Raw genomic sequence first — 18,723 nt, 5'->3', positions numbered from 1 at the left:
CGGCCGACTTTGCTCAGAAGAAGTCTTTGATCTGGGCGCGCCGTCCTCAATAATGCTTGGACAAGACCGCGACTGGCGGCGCGCGGTGAGAGGAAGACGAGATGGCCCTGATTGAGGGCGCCGATCTTAGGGTCACGATTTCCGATGTTGGCGCCAGGGATATCCTGGTCGTCACCTTCACGGGGCGTGATCACAAGCCGCCGGCCGCGGCGGGCGCAGGGCAGGGCTTCTTCGAGAAGAACGGCCTGTCGGCCGTGCATTTCATCAGCAAAGCTAACCATTGGTGGCAGACGCCGGAATTCGCCCCGGCGCTAAAGCTCGCGCGTCTCTATGCCCAGCAGCAGGGCTTCAAGGAGATCGTCACCTACGGTTCCAGCATGGGTGGCTATGCGGCCTTGCTGGCGACGGGCGCCCTGAAGGCTGACCGCGCCGTGGTCTCGGTGCCGCAATTCTCTGTCGATCCCGCCAAGGTTCCCTGGGAGGATCGCTGGATCAAGGATCAGCGGCGCATCACGTACCTGAACGACGATATGCCGGCGATGATCGGCGAAACTGAAGTCATCGTCTTCTCTGACCCGCTTTACGAGCCGGACCAAAACCACGTGGACCTGATCGCCGCCTGTCGGCCGCTGAAACAGATCCGGGTGGCCTTCGCCGAACATGACGTGTCGCGCATTCTTGCGGAGACCGATCTTCTGAGCAGCGCGACGCTCGCCGCCATTCGCGGAACGATCGATCAGCGCGATTTCGTCCGCACGATGCGGGCGGCCCGCAAGGCCTCGCCGCTGCTCTATGGCGGAGCGAGCCGCTTGGCCGATCGCCGTGGCAAGCTCGCCGCGGGCCGGATCCTGGGCGAGCGCGCCATGCGTATGATGGCCGGCCTGCCCGCCACGCAGATCCGCGCTGAACATGAGCGGCTGGTCCAGAACTGGGTCGGCATATTGGTGGAGGCGGGCGATCACGCCGGCGCGCTCGCCGCGCTGAAAACCTGGGCCAGCCTCGGTCAGCGCGAGGATTTCATCCTGCGCCGCTTTCGCGCCCGCAGCCTCGAGGCGCTGGGTCACGGCGACCGCGCGCTGGCTGAAGCCGTCTTGTCGCTACGGGAGCGCCCTAGTGAACGGCCCACCCTGACCATGGTGGCCAACTGGCTGCGGGCCTATGGCGATGCTGAGACCGGCCAAGCGATTTTCGCCGAGTTCAAGACGTCTTACCTCCAGTCCGACTCCATGGCCCAGCGTTTGGTCAAGGCTCTGCTCGCCCGCGGGTTGGCGGCTGAAGCCAAAGAAATGCAGGCGCTCGCGACCGAGCGTTTCGGCGCAAAGGCGGCGGCTTAAAGCGGTAGGTTCACGCCCTTTTCGCCCGCCAGGTCGCGGATGAACTGCCAGGCCACCCGGCCTGACCGGCCGCCGCGGCGTTGGGCCCATTGCAGGGCGCGGCGGTCGAGGTCGTCGACGTCCAGCTTGTAGCGCTCCGCGTAGCCGCGCACGGCGGCCAGGTACGTCGGCTGGTCCATCGGCGGAAAGCCGATCCACAGGCCGAATCGGTCGGAGACGCTGACCTCCTCCTCGGCGTCCTCAGCGGTGGCGATCAGGCCGCGGGCCTCGGAATTGTCCCGGGGCATCAGATGGCGTCGGTTCGAGGTAGCGACGAACAGCACATTGGCCGGCGGACCCGAGACGCCGCCTTCCAGGGCCGACTTCAACGCCTTGGCCGCGGCGGCGCCTTCCTCAAATGAGAGGTCGTCGCACAGGACCACGAAGCGCTCTTCGCGATTGCGCAAGGTGTCGAACAGGGCCGGCAGCGCGGCGACCTCGTCACGATCCACCTCCACCAGCTTCAGTGCGGCGCGGCTTTCGGCGACGGCCATGAAGGCGGCCTTGGTGATCGAACTCTTACCCGCGCCGCGCACACCCCACAGCAGGACGTGGTTGGCCGCCAGGCCGTCGGCGAACCGCGTCAGGTTGCGGACGAACTCGCCTTTCTGGCGCTCGATGCCCACCAGGCTGTCCAGATGCAGGGGATAGTCCGGCGCGGCGTGGAAGCCGTTTGTCGCCGGGTCGTGGCGGAACAGCTTGGCGGCGTCGAAGCTCGGCGGCGGCGGCGGCGCAGGCGCCAGGCGGTCCAGCGCATCGGCGATCCGTTCCAGGAGGGACTTGAGGTCCTTTTTCATGGAGCCGTGGCTTAGACTCCCCACTGGCAAATGCAAAGCCGCTGCTTCCATTGCAAAAGGGCGGGCCAGCGCATAGCTTCCGCCGACTTTCGGACGGGCCCTTTCGCCCGCGCCGCCCTGACCTTCCGGAGAGGCCATGTTCGCCACCCCCGCCTTCGCTCAGACCGCCGCCGCCGGACAACCGGGAGGTATGGACATGATCATGCAGTTCCTGCCGCTGATCGGCCTGGTCGTTTTGTTCTACTTCCTGATGATCCGCCCGCAGCAGAAGCGCGCCCGTGAGCACGCTGCGGCGCTCGCGGCCATCAAACGCGGCGACACCGTCGTCCTGCCCTCGGGGGTGATCGGCAAGGTGGTCCGCGTCGAGGACAAGGAAATCGGCGTCGAAATCGCCACCGGCGTCACCGTAAAGGCTGTCAAAGGCATGGTCGCCGAAGTGCGGACCCGCGGCGAACCTGCGCCGGCGAACGACCCGAAGAACTAGGTCGCTTCCGTCATGATGAACCTTTCGCGCTGGAAGGTCGTCCTCGTCGCCCTTTCGGTGGTCTTCGGCATCCTCTTCACCCTGCCGAACCTGCTGCCCGAGCAGACCCGCAACGCCCTTCCGGCGTTCATGCCGAAGCAGACGCTGAACCTCGGGCTCGACCTACAGGGCGGCTCTTACCTGTTGCTCGAGGTCGACACCTCGGCGCTGCAGGTTGAGCGGCTGACCAACGCGATCGAGGACGTGCGCACGACGCTGCGCGAAGAATCCGTGCCGTTCACCGGCCTGGGGGTCGCGGGCAGCGAGATCACCGTTCGGATCAGCAATCCGGCGGACGTGTCGAAGGCCCAGACGGCGCTGAATAATGCGCTCGGCGGCGTGGCCCAGCCAGGCGCCATGGGCGGCGCGCCGGCGCGCGACGTCAATATTCGCACCGCGCCCGACCAGCGGCTGGTCCTGGCCTTCAGTCAGACCGCCATTGACGCCGCCGGCGCTCGCGCCGTCGAGCAGTCGATCGAGATCATCCGTCGCCGGATCGACCAGCTGGGCACCCGCGAGCCGACCATCATCCGCCAGGGCAAGAACCGCGTCGTCGTCCAGGCGCCGGGCGAAAGCGATCCTGAGCGCTTGAAGTCGATCATCGGTCAGACCGCCAAGCTGACTTTCCAGATGGTCGACGAGACCGTCACCCCGCAGGACATCGCCGCCGGCCGCATTCCGCCGGGCTCCGAGCTCCTGCCCAGCGAGGACGGCTATACGGCCGCCTACGTTGTCGCCAAGCGTTCGCTGGTCACCGGCGAAATGCTAACAGACGCGCGCTCGGCCTTCGACCAGCAGAGCGGCCTCCCGCTGGTGACCTTCCGATTCAACGCCCAGGGCGCGCGCCGTTTCGGCGACGCCACCAGCCAGAATCTCGGCAAGAAGTTCGCCATCGTTCTCGACCGCAAGGTCATCTCCGCCCCGGTGATCCAGAGCGCGATCACCGGCGGCTCCGGCCAGATCACCGGCAATTTCACCACCGAGTCGGCCAACGATCTCGCCGTGCTGCTCCGCGCCGGCGCGCTGCCCGCGCCGCTGAAGGTTGAAGAGCAGAAGACCGTCGGGGCCGAGCTGGGTGCCGATGCGGTCAAGGCCGGGACCTTGTCCACCGCCGTTGGCTTTGTCGCCATCCTCCTCTTCATGTTGCTGTCCTACGGCTTCCTGTTCGGCGGCATCTCGGTGATCGCCCTGGCGATCAACGGCCTCCTGATCATCGCGACGATGAGCCTCACTCAGGCGACCCTGACCCTTCCGGGCATCGCCGGCCTGATCCTGACGCTCGCCGTGGCCGTCGACGCCAACGTGCTGATCTATGAGCGCATGCGCGACGAGCTCCGGTCCGGGCGCAGCGTCATCGCCTCCATGGACGCCGGCTTTTCGCGCGCCATGGGCACCATCATCGACGCCAACGTCACGACCATCCTGGCGGCCCTCATCATGTTCCAGTTCGGTGCCGGTCCCGTGAAGGGCTTCGCCTGGACCCTGTCGATCGGCGTCCTCACCTCGGTGTTCAGCGCCGTCCTCGTCACCCAGGTGCTTCTGGCATGGTGGTTCCGCACCGCCCGCCCGAAGACCCTGCCGATCGTCTGAGCGAGAAGTCCCATGTGGCCCCTGATCAAGCTCCTGCCGCAGAAGACGAACTTCCGCTTCGTCGCCTTCTCGCGCCTCGCCGCCGTCATCTCGCTGCTCGCGGTGATCGGCTCGCTTGCGATGGTGCTCTATCCCCTGAAGCCGCCCTGCGGCGGCCTGAACTGCGGCATCGACTTCCAGGGTGGCACCGTCCTGGAGTTCTCGACGGCGCCCAAGCCGGTTGACCTCGGCGCGGTGCGGGAATCTGTCGAGACGCTCAATCTCGGCGATGTGCAGGTCCAGGCCTTCGGCTCGGACACCACCGCCATGGCGCGGTTCCAGACGCCCCCCGGAGCCTCGCCCTCGGCCACGGTGGACAAGGTCAAGGCGGAGCTGACTCGCGCCCTGGGCGACGTGACCTTCGCCCGCGCCGACGTGGTCGGCCCCAAGGTTTCAGGCGAACTTTTCACCAGTGGGATCATGGCTCTGGGTCTCGCGATCCTGCTGATGCTCTTCTACATCTGGTTCCGGTTCGAGCTGCAGTTCGGCCTGGGCGCGGTGATCGGCCTGTTCCACGACGTGATCCTGACCTTCGGCCTGATCGCGCTCTTCAACTTCGAGTTCAGCCTGACCACTGTGGCCGCGATCCTGACGATCATCGGCTATTCGATGAACGACACGGTCGTGGTGTTCGACCGCCTCCGTGAAAACCTGCGCAAATACAAGCGCCTGCCGTTGCGCGAGGTCATCGACCTGTCGATCAACGAGACCCTGTCGCGCACCGTCATCACCGGCCTCACGGCCATCCTGGCGCTGGGCGGCCTGGCGATCTTCGGCGGGCCGAGCCTTTTTGGCATGTCGCTGATCCTGATGTTCGGCATCATCATCGGCACCTATTCGTCGATCTACGTCGCGGCTCCGGTCATCCTGTTGTGGGGCGTCAAGCGCGGCGACGAGGATGTCGAGGTCGTGCCCCGCGCGCGGGCGTAAGGAGCCATCGTGGCCCGCGACGCACCGTCGGTGGATGCCTATGGGTCAGGCGGCTTCCGCCTGTCAGGCGCGCGCCACGAGGGCTCGGTCCTGATTGTCCAGGACGCCGTCTGGGCCTGGCCGGTGACCAGTCTGGCTGAAGTCACGCCTGCCGCCATCGCCTCGGTCATCTCGGCAGGGGCCTCGGAAGTCGAATTTCTCCTGCTTGGCGTTGGCGCGCGTAACGCCCAGCCTTCGCGTGAAACCCGCGATGCGCTGCGCGCCGCAGGCATCGGCCTGGAGTTCATGGACACGCCCGCCGCGGCTAAGCTCTACAACGTCCTCACCGCTGAAGGCCGACGGTTGGCCTGCGCCCTGATCGCCCTCCCTTAAGCGCCGCCGTTGCGGGCCGCGCAAATGGCCCTATACCTAGGTCAGGGATTGGAAACTCATAAGGGGCGCGAAAGATGGCCGGACTTCTCTCGAACTTCCGCAATACGATGATCGTGTCGTTCCTGCTCGCGATGGTGATCGTGGTCGGATACGCGATGCACCATGGCGGCGCCGACAGGCTTTTCTTCGAAGCCGTCTTCCGCTGGCTGCACGTCTTCTTCGGCATCCTGTGGATCGGGCTGCTCTACTACTTCAACTTTGTGCAGATCCGGAAGATGCCGGAAATCCCGGCTGAGTTGCGGCCGGCCGTGTCCAAGTTCATCGCGCCTGAGGCGCTGTTCTGGTTCCGCTGGGCGGCGCTCGCCACCTGGGTGATGGGGGTTATCCTGGCGATCGACCGTGGCTACCTGCTGCAGGCCTTCACGCTCGGCGCCCTGGACGGCTTCCAGGTCCCGCAACACAGCTTCATCGGCCTGGGCATGTGGCTGGCGACGATCATGTTCATGAACGTCTGGATGTTCATCTGGCCTGCCCAGAAGATCGCGCTGGGCATTGTCGACGGCACGGCCGAGGAAAAGGCCGCCGCCGGGCGAAAGGCCATGCTGTTCTCGCGCACCAACACCCTGTTGTCGCTGCCGATGTTGGCCACTATGGCGATGAACCAGACCATCTTCGGCTGAGTTCAAGCCGTCTGGTAGCTTAGGGAAGGCCCACCAGCCGGCGGGCCTTCCGCCTTTGGAGCTTTGCGATGTCGCCGGGGGACGACCTGGACAGCCTGGTCAGCCGTGTCGATCCTGATCGCTGGCTTTCGGCGCGGTTCGTGTCGGACGCGGCCCTACGCACCGACCTGATCGGCCTCTACGCCTTCGACTACGAACTGGCCCGCGCCCCTCGAACCGCCAGCAACGCCCTGGTCGCCGAGGTTCGCCTCACCTGGTGGAGCGAGGCCGCCGACGAGGTCTTCGCCGGCAAGGCGCCGCGCAACCACCCTGGCGTCCTCGGACTCTCGCGGCTGGCCGAGCGCGGCCTGACCCGCGCCGATGTCGAACCTCTGGTCGACGCCCGCTATCGCGAACTCGACCCCACGCCGATGACGGAAGCCGAGGCCCTGGCCTGGGCGAGGGACACCGGCGGCGGCTGCGCGCGGCTTGCGGTGCGGCTGCTGGATCCGACGTGCGACTTCGATGCGGCCCAGGCGATCGGGGCGGCGTGGTCGCTGTCGTGGCGCGCCGCCGAACAGGCGGACCTTTCAGATCTCGCGGCCCGAGAACAGCGCGCCGCGCGCAGGCTGGCGCGTCGGCTCAGCGCCAAGGCGTTCCCGGCCGTCGCCCACGCTGTCCTGGGCGCTCGCCGCAAGGGCGAAGGCGATTTCGCGCGGAAGGCGCGTGTGACCTGGGCGGTAGCCGTGGGTCGGATCTAGACGCCGCGGGCGTCGATCCAGCCGTCCAACTCAACTAGGGCGCGTTCGCCGACCGCTAGCTTCTTGGCGCGGGTCTTGTCCTTGGCGCCCAACCGGCGGCCGTCCTCGGCCCGCTTGGCGACTCCTTCGGTGAGCGGCGCGATCAGGCCGTAGTTGATGTTCATCGGCTGGAACGAGCCTTTGCCACCATCCAGGTGACCGCCGGTGATGTGGCCGATCAAGGCGCCGAGCGCCGTGGTCGCCGGCGGCGGCGCCAGAGGCTCGCCGGCGAGCTCCGCGGCGGCGAAGCGGCCGGCCAGCAGGCCGATGGCGGCGCTCTCGACATAGCCTTCGACGCCCGTCACCTGTCCTGCGAACCGCAACCGCGGATCAGCCTTCAGGCGTAGCTGGCCGTCGAGAAGGCGAGGGCTGTTCAGGAAGGTGTTGCGGTGCAGGCCGCCCAGCCGGGCGAAGACGGCGTTCTCCAGGCCGGGGATCATGCGGAAGACCTCCGCCTGGGCGCCGTGCTTCAGCTTGGTCTGGAAGCCGACGATATTCCACAGCGTGCCAAGCGCATTATCCTGGCGGAGCTGGACGATAGCGTAGGCCTTGACCAGGGGATCGCGAGGATTGGTCAGGCCGACGGGCTTCATCGGTCCATGCCGCAAGGTCTCTCGGCCGCGCTCGGCCATCACCTCAATGGGCAGACAGCCGTCGAAATAGGGCACGTTCTCCCAGTCGCGGAACTCGGCTTTGGGACCCGCCAACAGGGCGTCGATGAAGGCTTCGTACTGGGCCTTGTCCATCGGGCAGTTGATGTAGGCCGCTGCGTCGCCGCCAGGCCCCTCTTTGTCATAGCGCGACTGGCGCCAGGCCACGTCCATGTTGATGGACTCGAGGTGGACGATGGGGGCGATCGCGTCGAAGAACGACAATTGGTCCTCGCCGGTCAGGGCCAGGATCGCGGAGGTCAGCGCCGGCGAGGTCAGGGGGCCAGTCGCCACCACCACGTTTGTCCAGTCCGCCGGCGGCAAGTCGGCCAGCTCCTCGCGGAGGATGCTGATGTTGGGGTGACCTTCGATCCTTGCGGTCACGGCGGCGGAAAACCCGTCGCGATCAACCGCCAGAGCGCCACCGGCCGGCACCTGGTGGGCGTCAGCGCAGGCCATGATCAGCGACCCCATCCGGCGCATCTCGGCGTGCAGCAGACCCACCGCATTGCCCGTCCAGTCATCGGAGCGGAACGAATTCGAACAGACCAGCTCGGCCAGGCCGTCCGTATGATGCGCATCGGTGCGGCGCACCGGCCGCATTTCGTGCAGGATCACCTGCGCGCCGGCCTCCGCCGCCTGCCAGGCCGCCTCGGAGCCGGCCAGACCGGCGCCGATCACATGAATAGGTGTGTTCTTCATGCGGCTAAGTAGCAACGATCGCCAAGGATCGCGAGCCGGGCCTTGCGCACATGGGGATGGCGCCCACTTGTGACGTCACGTGTAGGGCGGCGCGACTCAGGGGATTGAGTCGCGCGCCGATGGGGTTGCGATGACTAGGTTTTCGGCGAGCGACGCGGCGCTGGAGGGCTTCCGGCTCACCCGCGAACGCCCGGGCACAGTTCTGGCCTGGGCGGGAGTCTATTGCGCCGGAATCCTGCTGATTGGCGCCGTGATGCTGGGACTGGTCGGCCCCGACCTGATCAAGCTCACCAAGGACGGCGGCCTCAATGATCCCGACAAGGCCGCCGAGGTGCTGGTCCACTCGGCGCCGGCCTTCATCGCCCTGCTGATCATGGCCGTGGCCCTGATGTCGATCCTGACGGCAGGCATCTATCGCATCATCCTGCGACCGCAGGAGAAGGGCTTCGTCCACCTGCGCCTGGGCATGGATGAACTGCGGCTCGTGCTGGTCAACCTCGTGCTGTTTTCCGTCGGCGTCGTCTGCGTCGTCGCCGCGCTCACCCTGGCGCGGCTCGCCGCCGCGGCGGGACCGGCGGTTGAGGCTCTGGTCGTCGTTCTGGTCATGTCGTTCGCGGGCTGGGTGGGCGTTCGCCTGTCCATGGCCACGCCCATGACCTTCGTTTTGCAGCGCGTCAGCCTCAAGGACGCCTGGCTCCTGTCGCGCGGCGCCTTCTGGCCGCTGCTCGGCATGATGGTCCTGGCGGTTATCTTCTACGTCATGGTCTGGATCCTGATCACCATCATGGGCACCGCCTTCGTCGCCGCCGCTGGCGGCCAGGACGCCATGGCCGATCCGACTCATCTGTCGCCCCTGGCGGTGGGCGCCATGCTGGTCAGTTTCCTGCTCCAGCTGATCCTCTCGGTCCTGCAGGTGGTGATGATCTACGCCCCGTTCGCTGTGGCCTATGAGCAGCTGCACGGCGATCTGTCCGTCGATCCCCTGCGTCGCACGCGGAGGGCTCAGCAGACCCCATGAGCGCAACGCTCGACGCGGAGCCCCATTCACGGCCGCCGTCGAGCCTTTCGCCGGGGGATGTCGCCGTCGCCGGATTCAATGTGATCGCCCGCGATTGGCGGCTGGTGGTCGGATGGTCGTTGTTCAACCTGCTCGCCCTGTTCATCGGCGCCGTTTTCCTCGTGATCGTCCTGCTGGTGAGCCTGGGCGTCATGGGCGCGGCGCGGTTCGAGGCCTTTGGGCCGCCGGCGGGCGTCGTCATCCTGTCGATTGGCGGCGTCGCGGTTCAAGTGATGGTGGTGTCCGCCCTTTGGCGCCGCATGCTGCGCTCGGGCCCGCCGGAGTTTCTCTACCTCCGCCTGGGTCCTGATGAGCTACGTCTGTTCGCCGTGGCCCTAATCGGCGTCGCCGTGGGCGCCGGGCCCTTCGTTGTTGCCGCGATCCTGGGCGGGATCGTCGCCTCGCTGAGCGGTTGGCTGATGCTCGCCGCCGCACCCCTGTCCCTCTGGCTTTTGACCCGCATCAGCGTCATCGGCCCGCAAACCTTCGTCGATCGCAGGGTTGATCCCGGCGCGGCCTGGCGGCTCACGCGCGGCCACGCCCCGCGGCTGTTTGGAACCCTCGTGCTCGTGGCCTTCCTCGCGGCCATGACCGAGGTGGCCCTCGGCGTAGCGATCACCGTGGGCGCCGGCGCCATTGGCGGCTTCCAGGACCTCTTCCAGGCCGGAGCGGACGCCTTCGCCGCCCATCCGGTGCGTTACCTGGTGGCGATGGCGCTCAACCTCGCCGCCTCGCCGTTCCTGCTGACCCTGGTCTACGCCCCCTGGGCGGCCGCCTACCAGGCGCTCAAGGACTAGGCCAGCTTGCGGCGGCGCGCCTTGCGCCGCGTCTCGTGCCGCTCGAGCAACTCGGCCAGATAGCGGCCGGTCCAGCTGCGCGGGTTGGCCGCCACCTGTTCCGGGGTGCCGAAGGCTACGATCTCGCCGCCGCCGTCGCCGCCCTCAGGGCCGAAGTCCAACAGCCAGTCTGCTGTCTTCACCACGTCCAGATTGTGCTCGATGACAACCACGGTGTTGCCCTGGTCGACCAGTTCGTGGAGCACTTCGAGAAGCTGCTTCACGTCTTCGAAGTGGAGGCCGGTCGTCGGCTCATCCAGAATGTAGAGGGTCTTGCCCGTCGCCCGGCGCGACAGCTCCTTCGAAAGCTTGACCCGCTGGGCCTCGCCGCCGGAGAGCGTCGTCGCCTGCTGGCCGACCTTCACATAGCCCAGGCCCACGCGCTTCAGCGTATCCATCTTCTCGCGGATCGGCGGCACCGCCTTGAAGAACTCTGCGGCTTCCTCAACGGTCATGTCGAGGACATCGGCGATGGTCTTGCCCTTGAACACCACGTCCAGGGTTTCGCGGTTGTAGCGCTTGCCGTGGCAGACATCGCAGGTGACGTAGACGTCGGGCAGGAAGTGCATCTCGATCTTGATCAGCCCGTCGCCCTGGCAGGCCTCGCAGCGGCCGCCCTTGACGTTGAAGCTGAACCGCCCGGGCCCGTAGCCGCGGGCCTTGGACTCCGGCAGCCCCGCGAACCAGTCGCGAATCGGCTGGAAGGCGCCGGTGTAGGTGGCCGGGTTCGACCGCGGGGTCCGTCCGATCGGCGACTGGTCGATGTCGATGACCTTGTCGAACTGCTCCAGCCCCTCGATCCGATCATGCGGGGCCGGCGCGTCGGAGGCGTTGTGCAGCCGGCGCGCGGCGGCCTTGTAGAGAGTCTCGATGGTGAAGGTCGACTTGCCGCCGCCGCTCACCCCGGTGATGCAGGTGAAGGTGCCGAGCGGGATCTCCCCGGTGACGCCCTTCAGATTGTTGCCCGTGGCGCCGGAGACCCGCAGCACGCGCTTCTTGGAGATCGGCCGGCGCTCCAGCGGCACCTCGATCTCCCGCGCGCCCGACAGATACTGGCCGGTGATGCTCTTCGGGTTCGCCATGATGTCGGCCGGCTTGCCCTCGGCGATCACGCTGCCGCCATGGACGCCGGCGGCCGGACCCATGTCGATGACGTGGTCGGCGGTCAGGATCGCCTCTTCGTCGTGCTCGACGACCAGGACCGAATTGCCGAGGTCCCGCAGGCCCTTCAGGCTGGTCAGCAGGCGGGTGTTGTCGCGCTGATGCAGGCCGATCGACGGCTCATCCAGCACATAGAGCACGCCGGTGAGCCCTGAGCCGATCTGGCTGGCCAAGCGGATGCGCTGGCTCTCGCCGCCCGAGAGGGTGCCCGAATTGCGCGACATGTTCAGATAGTCGAGGCCGACGTTCACCAGGAACCGCAGCCGGTCGGTGATCTCCTTCAGAATCCGCCGGGCGATCTCCATCTGTTTGTCCGTGAGCTTGCCGTCCAGAGCCTCGAACCATTCCTGGGCGTGGCGGATGGACAGCCGGCTGACCTGGCCGATGTGGTTGCCGTCGATCTTCACCGCCAGGGCTTCCGGCTTCAGGCGATAGCCCTCGCAGGCTGTGCACGGCGTCTCCGACTGATAGCGCCCAAGCTCCTCGCGCACCCACGCGCTGTCGGTCTCGCGCCATCGGCGCTCCAGGTTCGGCAGCACGCCTTCGAAGGTCTTGGAGACCTCGTACTTGCGGGCGTTGTCGTCATAGATGAAGCGGATCTTGTCCGTGCCCGAGCCGTACAGCACCACCTGTCGCGCCTGCTCCGGCAGCCTGTGGAACGGCGCATCCATCGGGAAGCCGTAGTGTTGCGACAAGGCTTGCAGCGTCTGGGTGTAGAGCGGCGAGGGGCCGCGCGACCAGGGCGCGATCGCCCCCTGGTGCAGGGTCTTGTCCTTGTCCGGCACGACGCGGTCGACGTCGAAGGCCAGCTTCGCCCCCAGGCCGTCGCACACCGGGCAGGCGCCGTAGGGATTGTTGAACGAGAACAGCCGGGGCTCGATCTCGCTGATGGTGAAGCCGGAGACCGGACAGGCGAACTTCTCTGAGAAGATCAGCCGGCGCGGCTCCTCCTCGGTGGGGTCCTTGTCGGCCCATTCGGCCACGGCGATGCCGTCCGCCAGCTTCAGCGCCGTCTCCAGGCTGTCTGCGTAGCGGCTCTCCAGCCCGGCCTTGGCGACCAGCCGGTCCACGACGATGTCGATGTCGTGCTTGAACTTCTTGTCGAGGGTCGGCGCATCCTCGATCGGATAGAATTCGCCGTTGATCTTCAGCCGCTGGAAGCCGGCCTTCTGCCACTCGGCGATCTCTTTGCGGTACTCGCCCTTGCGGCCGCGGATCACCGGCGCCAGCAGATAGAGGCGCGTGCCCTCGTCGATGGCCGCCAGCTTGTCGACCATCTGGCTGATGGTCTGGCTCTCGATCGGCAGGCCCGTGGCCGGCGAATAGGGGACGCCCACCCGCGCCCAAAGCAGGCGCATATAGTCGTGGATCTCGGTCACGGTGCCGACTGTCGAGCGCGGATTGCGACTGGTCGTCTTCTGCTCGATGGAGATCGCCGGCGACAGACCCTCGATCAGGTCCACATCTGGCTTGCTCATCAGCTCCAGGAACTGCCGCGCATAGGCCGAGAGGCTCTCCACATAGCGGCGCTGGCCCTCGGCGTAGATGGTGTCGAAGGCGAGCGAGCTCTTACCCGACCCGGACAGCCCGGTCAGCACCACAAGCTCGCCGCGCGGAATGTCCACGCTTACGTCTTTCAGATTGTGCTCACGCGCCCCGCGGACGCGGATCATGTTCTGCTGGTCGGCCATATTGTCCCGGAAACCAAGAGGGCCAGGGAAAGGTCCCGGCGCCCGCCCAATGTAGGCGTCGAGACTCGGAGATTACACCGGAACGTAGCGGGAACAATCCCTTCGCCGATCAGGTCTCCCGGTCGGCCTGCTCGGCCTCTTCCTTGCGCATCGCTTCAGGCAACCACACGCGCAGCGCCAGGAACATGAAGGCCAGTGCGGTGACGCCGGCCGCCGTGGTCACGCTGACAACGCCCGAGATCGGCCACGGGGCGACGCTGTGGAAGTAGTAGGCGTGTAGGGGGATCGCCCCGGCCGCGGTCATCGCAATGGCGGCGAGGGGTTTGGTTTTCCATCCGGGCAGGGCCAGGCACAGCAAGGCGACGATGAAACAGGCGACGGCGACCAGGCCGAGTGCGATGGCGCCGGAGCTGATCACGCCTTCTCCACGAAGCTGTCGATGACCTTCTTCTCGCCTGCCTTCTCGAAGTCGACGGTCAGTTTGTTGCCTTCGACGCCGGCGACGCGGCCATAGCCGAACTTCACATGGAAAACCCTGTCGCCGCGCGCAAAATCGCTGGCGGCCGACTTTTCCGAGACCGCCACAAGTCGGCCTTCGCCCTCGATCACCGCCTGGCGGCCAGGATGGCTGCCGCGATAGCCGTTGGCCTGGGCGCGCCGCCAGCCGGGGGAGGAGTAGCCAGAGCCGAAGCCCGGCTCTTCGTCCCAGCGGCTGCCGTGTTGCTGCATGCCGGGCCCGCCGCCGTAATAGCCGGTCTCGGACGCGGCCTCGACGTGGGCGATGGGCAGTTCGTCGACGAACCGGCTGGGCAGCTGGCTGGTCCAGCGGCCGTAGACCTGGCGGTTGGCGGCGAAGGAGATTCGCGCCTCTTCCCGCGCCCGCGTGATGCCGACGTAGGCGAGGCGTCGCTCTTCCTCGAGGCCCTTTTCGCCCTTCTCGTCCACCGAACGCTGCGACGGGAAGACCCCTTCTTCCCAACCGGGAAGGAAGACCAGTGGGAATTCCAGCCCCTTGGCCTGGTGCAGGGTCATGATCTGCACGCGGTCGCCGCCAGCGGCTTGCTCCAGGTCCATCACCAAGGCGATGTGTTCAAGATAGGCGGCGAGCGTTTCATATCCCGCCATCGACTGGACCAGCTCCTTGAGGTTCTCCAGCCGGCCTTGCGCCTGCGGGCTCTTGTCAAGCTTGAGCGCTTCGACGTAGCCGCTTTCTTCCAGCACGGTCTCCATCAGGCGAGGGTGCGCGACGTCAGCCGCCTGGCCACGCCAGCGGTCGATGTCGCGGACGAAGTTGGCGAGACTGGTCCGCGTACGAGAGGGGAGTTCGTCAGTCAGGATGATCCGCCGCGCGGCGGTCATGCCGGTGATCCCCTGCATCCGCGCCATCTGCAGCAGCCGCTGGACCGTGGTGTCGCCCAGGCCGCGCTTGGGCGTGTTGACGATCCGCTCGAAAGCCAGGTCGTCGTCCTCCGAGCTGATCAGCCTGAGGTAGGCGATGGCGTCGCGGATCTCCGCCCGCTCGAAGAACCGAGGCCCGCCAATCACGACGTAGGGAATTTGCAGTAGGATGAAACGCTCTTCGAAGGCCCGCATCTGGTGCGAGGCTCGCACCAGGATCGCGACGTCGGCATAGGCCCGCGGGTCCTTGTCGGTTCCGCCTCTCTTCGCGCGCTCGATCTCCTCTGCGATCAGCCGGCTCTCGGCCTCGCCGTCCCAGACCCCGCGGACGACGACCTTCTCGCCGCCCTCCGCCTCGGTCCAGAGCGTCTTGCCCAGCCGAGATTTGTTGGTGGCGATCAACCCCGCCGCGGCGCCCAGGATGTGGCTTGTCGAGCGGTAGTTGCGCTCCAGCCGGACGACCTTGGCCCCAGGGAAATCCCGTTCGAACCGCAGGATGTTGTCCACCTCGGCGCCGCGCCAGCCGTAGATCGACTGGTCGTCGTCGCCGACGCAGCAGACATTGCGGCGGGCCTGGGCCAGCAGCCGCAGCCACAGATACTGGGCGACGTTGGTGTCCTGGTATTCGTCCACCAGGATGTAGCGGAAGCGGTCGTGGAACTCCGCCAGCACGTCCGGATGGCCGGTGAATATCTCGATGTTGTGCAGCAGCAGGTCGCCGAAATCGCAGGCGTTCAACAGCCGCAAGCGCTCCTGATAGAGCCGGTACAGCGCCTGGCCCCGGCCGTTGGCGAAGAGCGCGCTTTCGCCCGGCGTCACCTTCTCCGGAGTCCAGCCGCGATTCTTCCATTGGTCGATCAAACCCGCGAGCGCCTTGGCCGGCCAGCGCTTGGAATCAACGTTCTCGGCCTCCAGCACCTGCTTGAGCAGCCGCTCCTGATCGTCTGTGTCGAGGATGGTGTAGTTCGATTTCAGGCCCACAAGCTCGGCGTGCCGGCGCAGGATCTGGGCCGCCACCGAGTGGAAGGTGCCCAGCCAGCGCAGGCCCTCGGCCTGGCCGCCGATGATGTGGGTGATCCGCTCGCGCATCTCGCGCGCGGCCTTGTTGGTGAAGGTGACGACCAGCAGCTCCCATGGCCGCGCCCGGCCCGTCGCCAGGATGTGCGCCAGCCGTGTGGTCAGTACGCGGGTCTTGCCGGTGCCGGCGCCCGCCAGCACCAGAACCGGCCCGTCGACAGCCTCTACGGCTTCGCGTTGCTCAGGGTTCAGGCCCGCGAGATAGTCAGCCGGCCGCGGATCGGCCCTGGCGAGGTCGCTGATGCGCGGCGTGGGGGAGGGGAAAGCGTCGGATTCGGACATTGCAGGATGTCTAACATGGGGCGTCGGCCAAGCCAGCCAAGTGTTCGCCCTGCGTTCCAGTTCCGGAACCGCCGCAGCCCGCCTTCCGTTCCTGTGCCGAGACGAGAGGAGGCCGCCATGAAGAGCGCCCGCAAGTCATCCGATCGCGCCAACCCTTGGTACGGAGTCGTGGCCTTCGTCCTGGTCGCTGCGGTTTGCTTCATGGGATGGTCGCTGGTGTCGCGCAGCCAGAGGGCCGTGGATGGCGCTGTCCTCGCCCTTAATTCGGCGCGGACGCCGGACTTTCCCTTGCCGGTCCTGCCGGGTTCGCCGCCGACGATCCCGGAGACTCCGATACCGACGCCGCGCTAGGCCTGGAACTGCTCGGCGGTGACGCGTTCTTCCAGGCTGCGGGTAGCGTCAAAGAGCATCGTCATGACGATCTCCCGATCCTCGGCGATGACCACGTCCAGCGCGTCGCGCACTTCGAAGTTATCGGCCACGGCGCTGACCGGGCGCTTGTCGCCCTCCAGCACCTCAAAGCGCACCTGGGCCTTGTGATTCAGCAGCGCCCCGCGCCAACGGCGCGGACGAAACGCGCTGATCGGCGTCAACGCCAGGACGCGCGCGTCCAGCGGAATGATCGGGCCATGGGCCGACAGGTTGTAGGCGGTGGACCCCGCCGGGGTCGCCACCAGAGCGCCGTCGCACTGCATCTCCGACAACCGCACCCGGCCGTCGACGGTGATACGCAGCTTGGCCGTCTGCCGGGTCTGGCGCAGCAACGAGACCTCGTTGAACGCCAAGGCCTCGTGACGCTGACCGCTGGCGTCGACCGCCGTCATGCGCAAGGGGTGTATCTGCGCCTGCTCAGCGCAGGCGATCCGTTCGGGCAGCCCTTCCTCGACATACTCGTTCATCAGGAAGCCGACCGAGCCGCGGTTCATGCCGTAGATGGGAACTCCCATGCCAAGGAACCGGTGGATCGTCTCCAGCATGAAACCATCGCCGCCCAGGGCGACGATCGCCTGGGCGTCTGCCGGGTCGGCGTCGCCGTACCGTCGCGCCAAGGAGGCGCGCGCTTCCATGGCCTCCGGCCGTTCGCTGGCGACGAAGGCGAGATTGGCCGGGGGTGATGAACTGGGGGTCGAACGCTCGGACATGCGACGGCCAATGGCCGCGATCCGACCGGCCTTGTCAAACGAGTCGACTGCTGTACCGAAGGTTCAACGACAGGGAGGATATGCATGGGCGAGCCGCTGATCCTGGCGCTGGACCAGGGCACGACGAGCACACGCGCCATCCTGTTCGACTTGACCGGCCAGCCGGTCGCCAACGCCGGCCAGCCCCTCCGCCAGAGCTACCCTGCCGACGGCTGGGTCGAGCACGACGCCGACGAGATTTTCGACGCCGCCGTGACATCGATGCGCGAATGCATCGGCGGGTCCGGCCGTGAAATCGCCGATGTGGCGGCCATCGGCGTGACCAATCAGCGAGAGACCGTGGTGGTGTGGGAACGCCAGAGCGGTCGGCCGATTCATCCCGCCATCGTCTGGCAGGACCGGCGCACCGCCGCCGTCTGCGAGCGCCTGGCGGCGGAGGGAGCTGAGGCGGAGGTGGCGGCGACCACCGGCCTGCTTCTGGATCCCTACTTTTCCGCCACCAAGATCGCCTGGCTTCTGGACCACATTGACGGCGCGCGCGCACGCGCCGAGGCCGGCGAGTTGCTGGCCGGCACCATCGACACCTGGTTGATCTGGCGTTTGACCGGCGGCCGCGTCCACGCCACCGACGCGACGAACGCCTCGCGCACGCTCCTGTTCGACATCACCGCCCAGGTTTGGTCGCCGGCGATGCTGAAGCTGTTCAACGTGCCGGCCGCTCTCTTGCCGGAGGTGCGCGACTGCGCCGCCGATTTCGGCGAGACGGACACAGAGTGGTTGGGCCGGTCCATTCCGATTCGCGGCGTGGCCGGCGATCAGCAATCGGCGCTCATGGCCCAGGGGTGCATCCGTCCTGGCGAGATGAAGGCCACCTACGGCACCGGCTGCTTCTTGTTGGTCAACACCGGCAAGGACGCTGCTCTGTCCCGTTCACGTCTGCTGACGACCGTCGCCGCGCGTATCGGCGGCGACGTGACCTATGCGTTGGAAGGGTCGATCTTCGTCGCCGGCGCGGCGATTCAATGGTTAGGTGAGGAGCTTGGCGTGCCGGGCGGCCCGCAAGGCGCGGAGGCCCTGGCCAGGCGCGCCCGCACGAACCACGGGGTCATCGTCGCGCCGGCCTTCACGGGCCTGGGCGCGCCTTGGTGGGATCCGGGCGCCCGCGGCGCGATCGTCGGTCTCACGCGCGATTCCGGGCTGCCGGAAATCTGCGAGGCGGCCTTCGATTCCTGTGCGTTGCAGACCCGCGATCTTGTCGAGGCGATGCGGGCTGATGCGCCTGGCGCGTTCCATCGCGGCGCTGAACTGCGGATTGACGGCGGAATGTCGCGTAGCGCCTGGTTCTCCCAGCGTCTCGCGGACCTGACGGGCGTTGGTGTCCAGCGTGCGACCTACCAGGAGGCTACCGCGCTTGGCGCCGCGCTTTTCGCCGGCCTGGGTGTCGGCCTCTACGCCGATGTAGAGGCCGCTGCGGCGGCGCACTTGAAGACGGAGGGCTTCAAGCCCTTGATGGATAGCCACGACCGCGAAGGTCGTTACGCCCGATGGTTAGACACCATTGAGCGGTTGCGTTCCGCCGGCTGAGCGGGCGGCGAGCATCGCGGTCGCCTGTTTCAACTTCGCAACACGACGCCATCGTTCTGT

Annotated in this window: 17 protein-coding genes; 11 read left to right on the top strand and 6 right to left on the bottom strand. The window is 66.9% G+C overall.

Annotated features, from left to right (window positions below):
* The first annotated feature begins 101 nt into the window (after window positions 1-101).
* Entirely contained in the window at window positions 102-1,334 is a 1,233-nt protein-coding gene (locus tag BN1313_RS10195; protein ID WP_091739940.1) for a hypothetical protein, read from the top strand.
* Here the strand turns inward: BN1313_RS10195 and BN1313_RS10190 are convergent.
* Window positions 1,331-2,170: an ATP-binding protein gene (locus BN1313_RS10190; protein WP_091739937.1), complete on the bottom strand. Its 840-nt coding sequence runs from the start codon at window positions 2,168-2,170 to the stop codon at window positions 1,331-1,333. The genes BN1313_RS10195 and BN1313_RS10190 overlap by 4 nt on opposite strands.
* 190 nt (window positions 2,171-2,360) lie before the next feature.
* On the opposite strand from BN1313_RS10190, the gene yajC reads away from it, so the two are divergent.
* From yajC to BN1313_RS10165, 6 genes are all read left to right on the top strand, one after another.
* Window positions 2,361-2,654, top strand: a complete 294-nt coding sequence (yajC, locus tag BN1313_RS10185) for a preprotein translocase subunit YajC (protein WP_245620228.1) — start codon at window positions 2,361-2,363, stop codon at window positions 2,652-2,654.
* A gap of 12 nt (window positions 2,655-2,666) precedes the next feature.
* Window positions 2,667-4,283 (top strand): protein translocase subunit SecD, encoded by a 1,617-nt coding sequence (gene secD, locus BN1313_RS16575; RefSeq protein WP_176695962.1) that lies wholly within the window; start codon window positions 2,667-2,669, stop codon window positions 4,281-4,283.
* 12 nt (window positions 4,284-4,295) lie between these two features.
* Window positions 4,296-5,252: a protein translocase subunit SecF gene (gene secF / locus BN1313_RS16570; protein ID WP_176695961.1), complete on the top strand. Its 957-nt coding sequence runs from the start codon at window positions 4,296-4,298 to the stop codon at window positions 5,250-5,252.
* Window positions 5,253-5,261: 9 nt separating this feature from the next.
* Window positions 5,262-5,624, top strand: coding sequence for an Mth938-like domain-containing protein (locus tag BN1313_RS10175; RefSeq protein ID WP_091739931.1), 363 nt, complete (start codon window positions 5,262-5,264; stop codon window positions 5,622-5,624).
* A 74-nt stretch (window positions 5,625-5,698) separates the two neighbouring features.
* Window positions 5,699-6,304 (top strand): urate hydroxylase PuuD, encoded by a 606-nt coding sequence (locus BN1313_RS10170; protein WP_091739928.1) that lies wholly within the window; start codon window positions 5,699-5,701, stop codon window positions 6,302-6,304.
* 68 nt (window positions 6,305-6,372) lie between these two features.
* Window positions 6,373-7,044, top strand: a complete 672-nt coding sequence (locus BN1313_RS10165; protein ID WP_091739925.1) for a squalene/phytoene synthase family protein — start codon at window positions 6,373-6,375, stop codon at window positions 7,042-7,044.
* Here the strand turns inward: BN1313_RS10165 and trmFO are convergent.
* A complete protein-coding gene (gene trmFO, locus BN1313_RS10160) occupies window positions 7,041-8,435 on the bottom strand; it encodes a methylenetetrahydrofolate--tRNA-(uracil(54)-C(5))-methyltransferase (FADH(2)-oxidizing) TrmFO (RefSeq protein WP_091739922.1) in 1,395 nt (464 codons plus the stop codon). The two genes, BN1313_RS10165 and trmFO, sit on opposite strands and share 4 nt — an antisense overlap.
* Window positions 8,436-8,565: 130 nt before the next feature.
* On the opposite strand from trmFO, the gene BN1313_RS10155 reads away from it, so the two are divergent.
* On the top strand, window positions 8,566-9,453 hold the full coding sequence (locus BN1313_RS10155) for a hypothetical protein (protein ID WP_091739919.1): 888 nt from the start codon (window positions 8,566-8,568) through the stop codon (window positions 9,451-9,453).
* A complete protein-coding gene (locus tag BN1313_RS10150) occupies window positions 9,450-10,289 on the top strand; it encodes a hypothetical protein (protein WP_091739916.1) in 840 nt (279 codons plus the stop codon). The genes BN1313_RS10155 and BN1313_RS10150 overlap by 4 nt, the downstream gene beginning before the upstream one ends.
* Here BN1313_RS10150 and uvrA read toward each other — a convergent pair.
* The 3 genes from uvrA to BN1313_RS10135 form a co-directional block, all read right to left on the bottom strand.
* Entirely contained in the window at window positions 10,286-13,180 is a 2,895-nt protein-coding gene (uvrA, locus tag BN1313_RS10145) for an excinuclease ABC subunit UvrA (RefSeq protein ID WP_091739913.1), read from the bottom strand. The genes BN1313_RS10150 and uvrA overlap by 4 nt on opposite strands.
* A gap of 109 nt (window positions 13,181-13,289) precedes the next feature.
* Complete coding sequence (locus tag BN1313_RS10140) at window positions 13,290-13,598, bottom strand: hypothetical protein (protein WP_091739910.1); 309 nt, start codon at window positions 13,596-13,598, stop codon at window positions 13,290-13,292.
* Window positions 13,595-15,937 (bottom strand): UvrD-helicase domain-containing protein, encoded by a 2,343-nt coding sequence (locus tag BN1313_RS10135; protein ID WP_091739907.1) that lies wholly within the window; start codon window positions 15,935-15,937, stop codon window positions 13,595-13,597. The genes BN1313_RS10140 and BN1313_RS10135 overlap by 4 nt, the downstream gene beginning before the upstream one ends.
* A 117-nt stretch (window positions 15,938-16,054) precedes the next feature.
* Between BN1313_RS10135 and BN1313_RS10130 the strand changes: the two genes are divergently transcribed.
* Window positions 16,055-16,288: a hypothetical protein gene (locus tag BN1313_RS10130; RefSeq protein ID WP_091739905.1), complete on the top strand. Its 234-nt coding sequence runs from the start codon at window positions 16,055-16,057 to the stop codon at window positions 16,286-16,288.
* On the opposite strand, the gene BN1313_RS10125 is transcribed toward BN1313_RS10130, so the two are convergent.
* Window positions 16,285-17,079, bottom strand: coding sequence for an NAD kinase (locus BN1313_RS10125; protein WP_091739902.1), 795 nt, complete (start codon window positions 17,077-17,079; stop codon window positions 16,285-16,287). The two genes, BN1313_RS10130 and BN1313_RS10125, sit on opposite strands and share 4 nt — an antisense overlap.
* A gap of 84 nt (window positions 17,080-17,163) precedes the next feature.
* Here BN1313_RS10125 and glpK point away from each other — a divergent pair, with 84 nt between their 5' ends.
* Window positions 17,164-18,663, top strand: a complete 1,500-nt coding sequence (gene glpK / locus BN1313_RS10120) for a glycerol kinase GlpK (protein ID WP_091739899.1) — start codon at window positions 17,164-17,166, stop codon at window positions 18,661-18,663.
* Window positions 18,664-18,723 lie beyond the last annotated feature (60 nt).

Source organism: Phenylobacterium immobile (ATCC 35973) (assembly GCF_001375595.1).
GTDB lineage: Bacteria > Pseudomonadota > Alphaproteobacteria > Caulobacterales > Caulobacteraceae > Phenylobacterium > Phenylobacterium immobile.
This window is presented reverse-complemented; position numbering and strand designations above follow the sequence as displayed.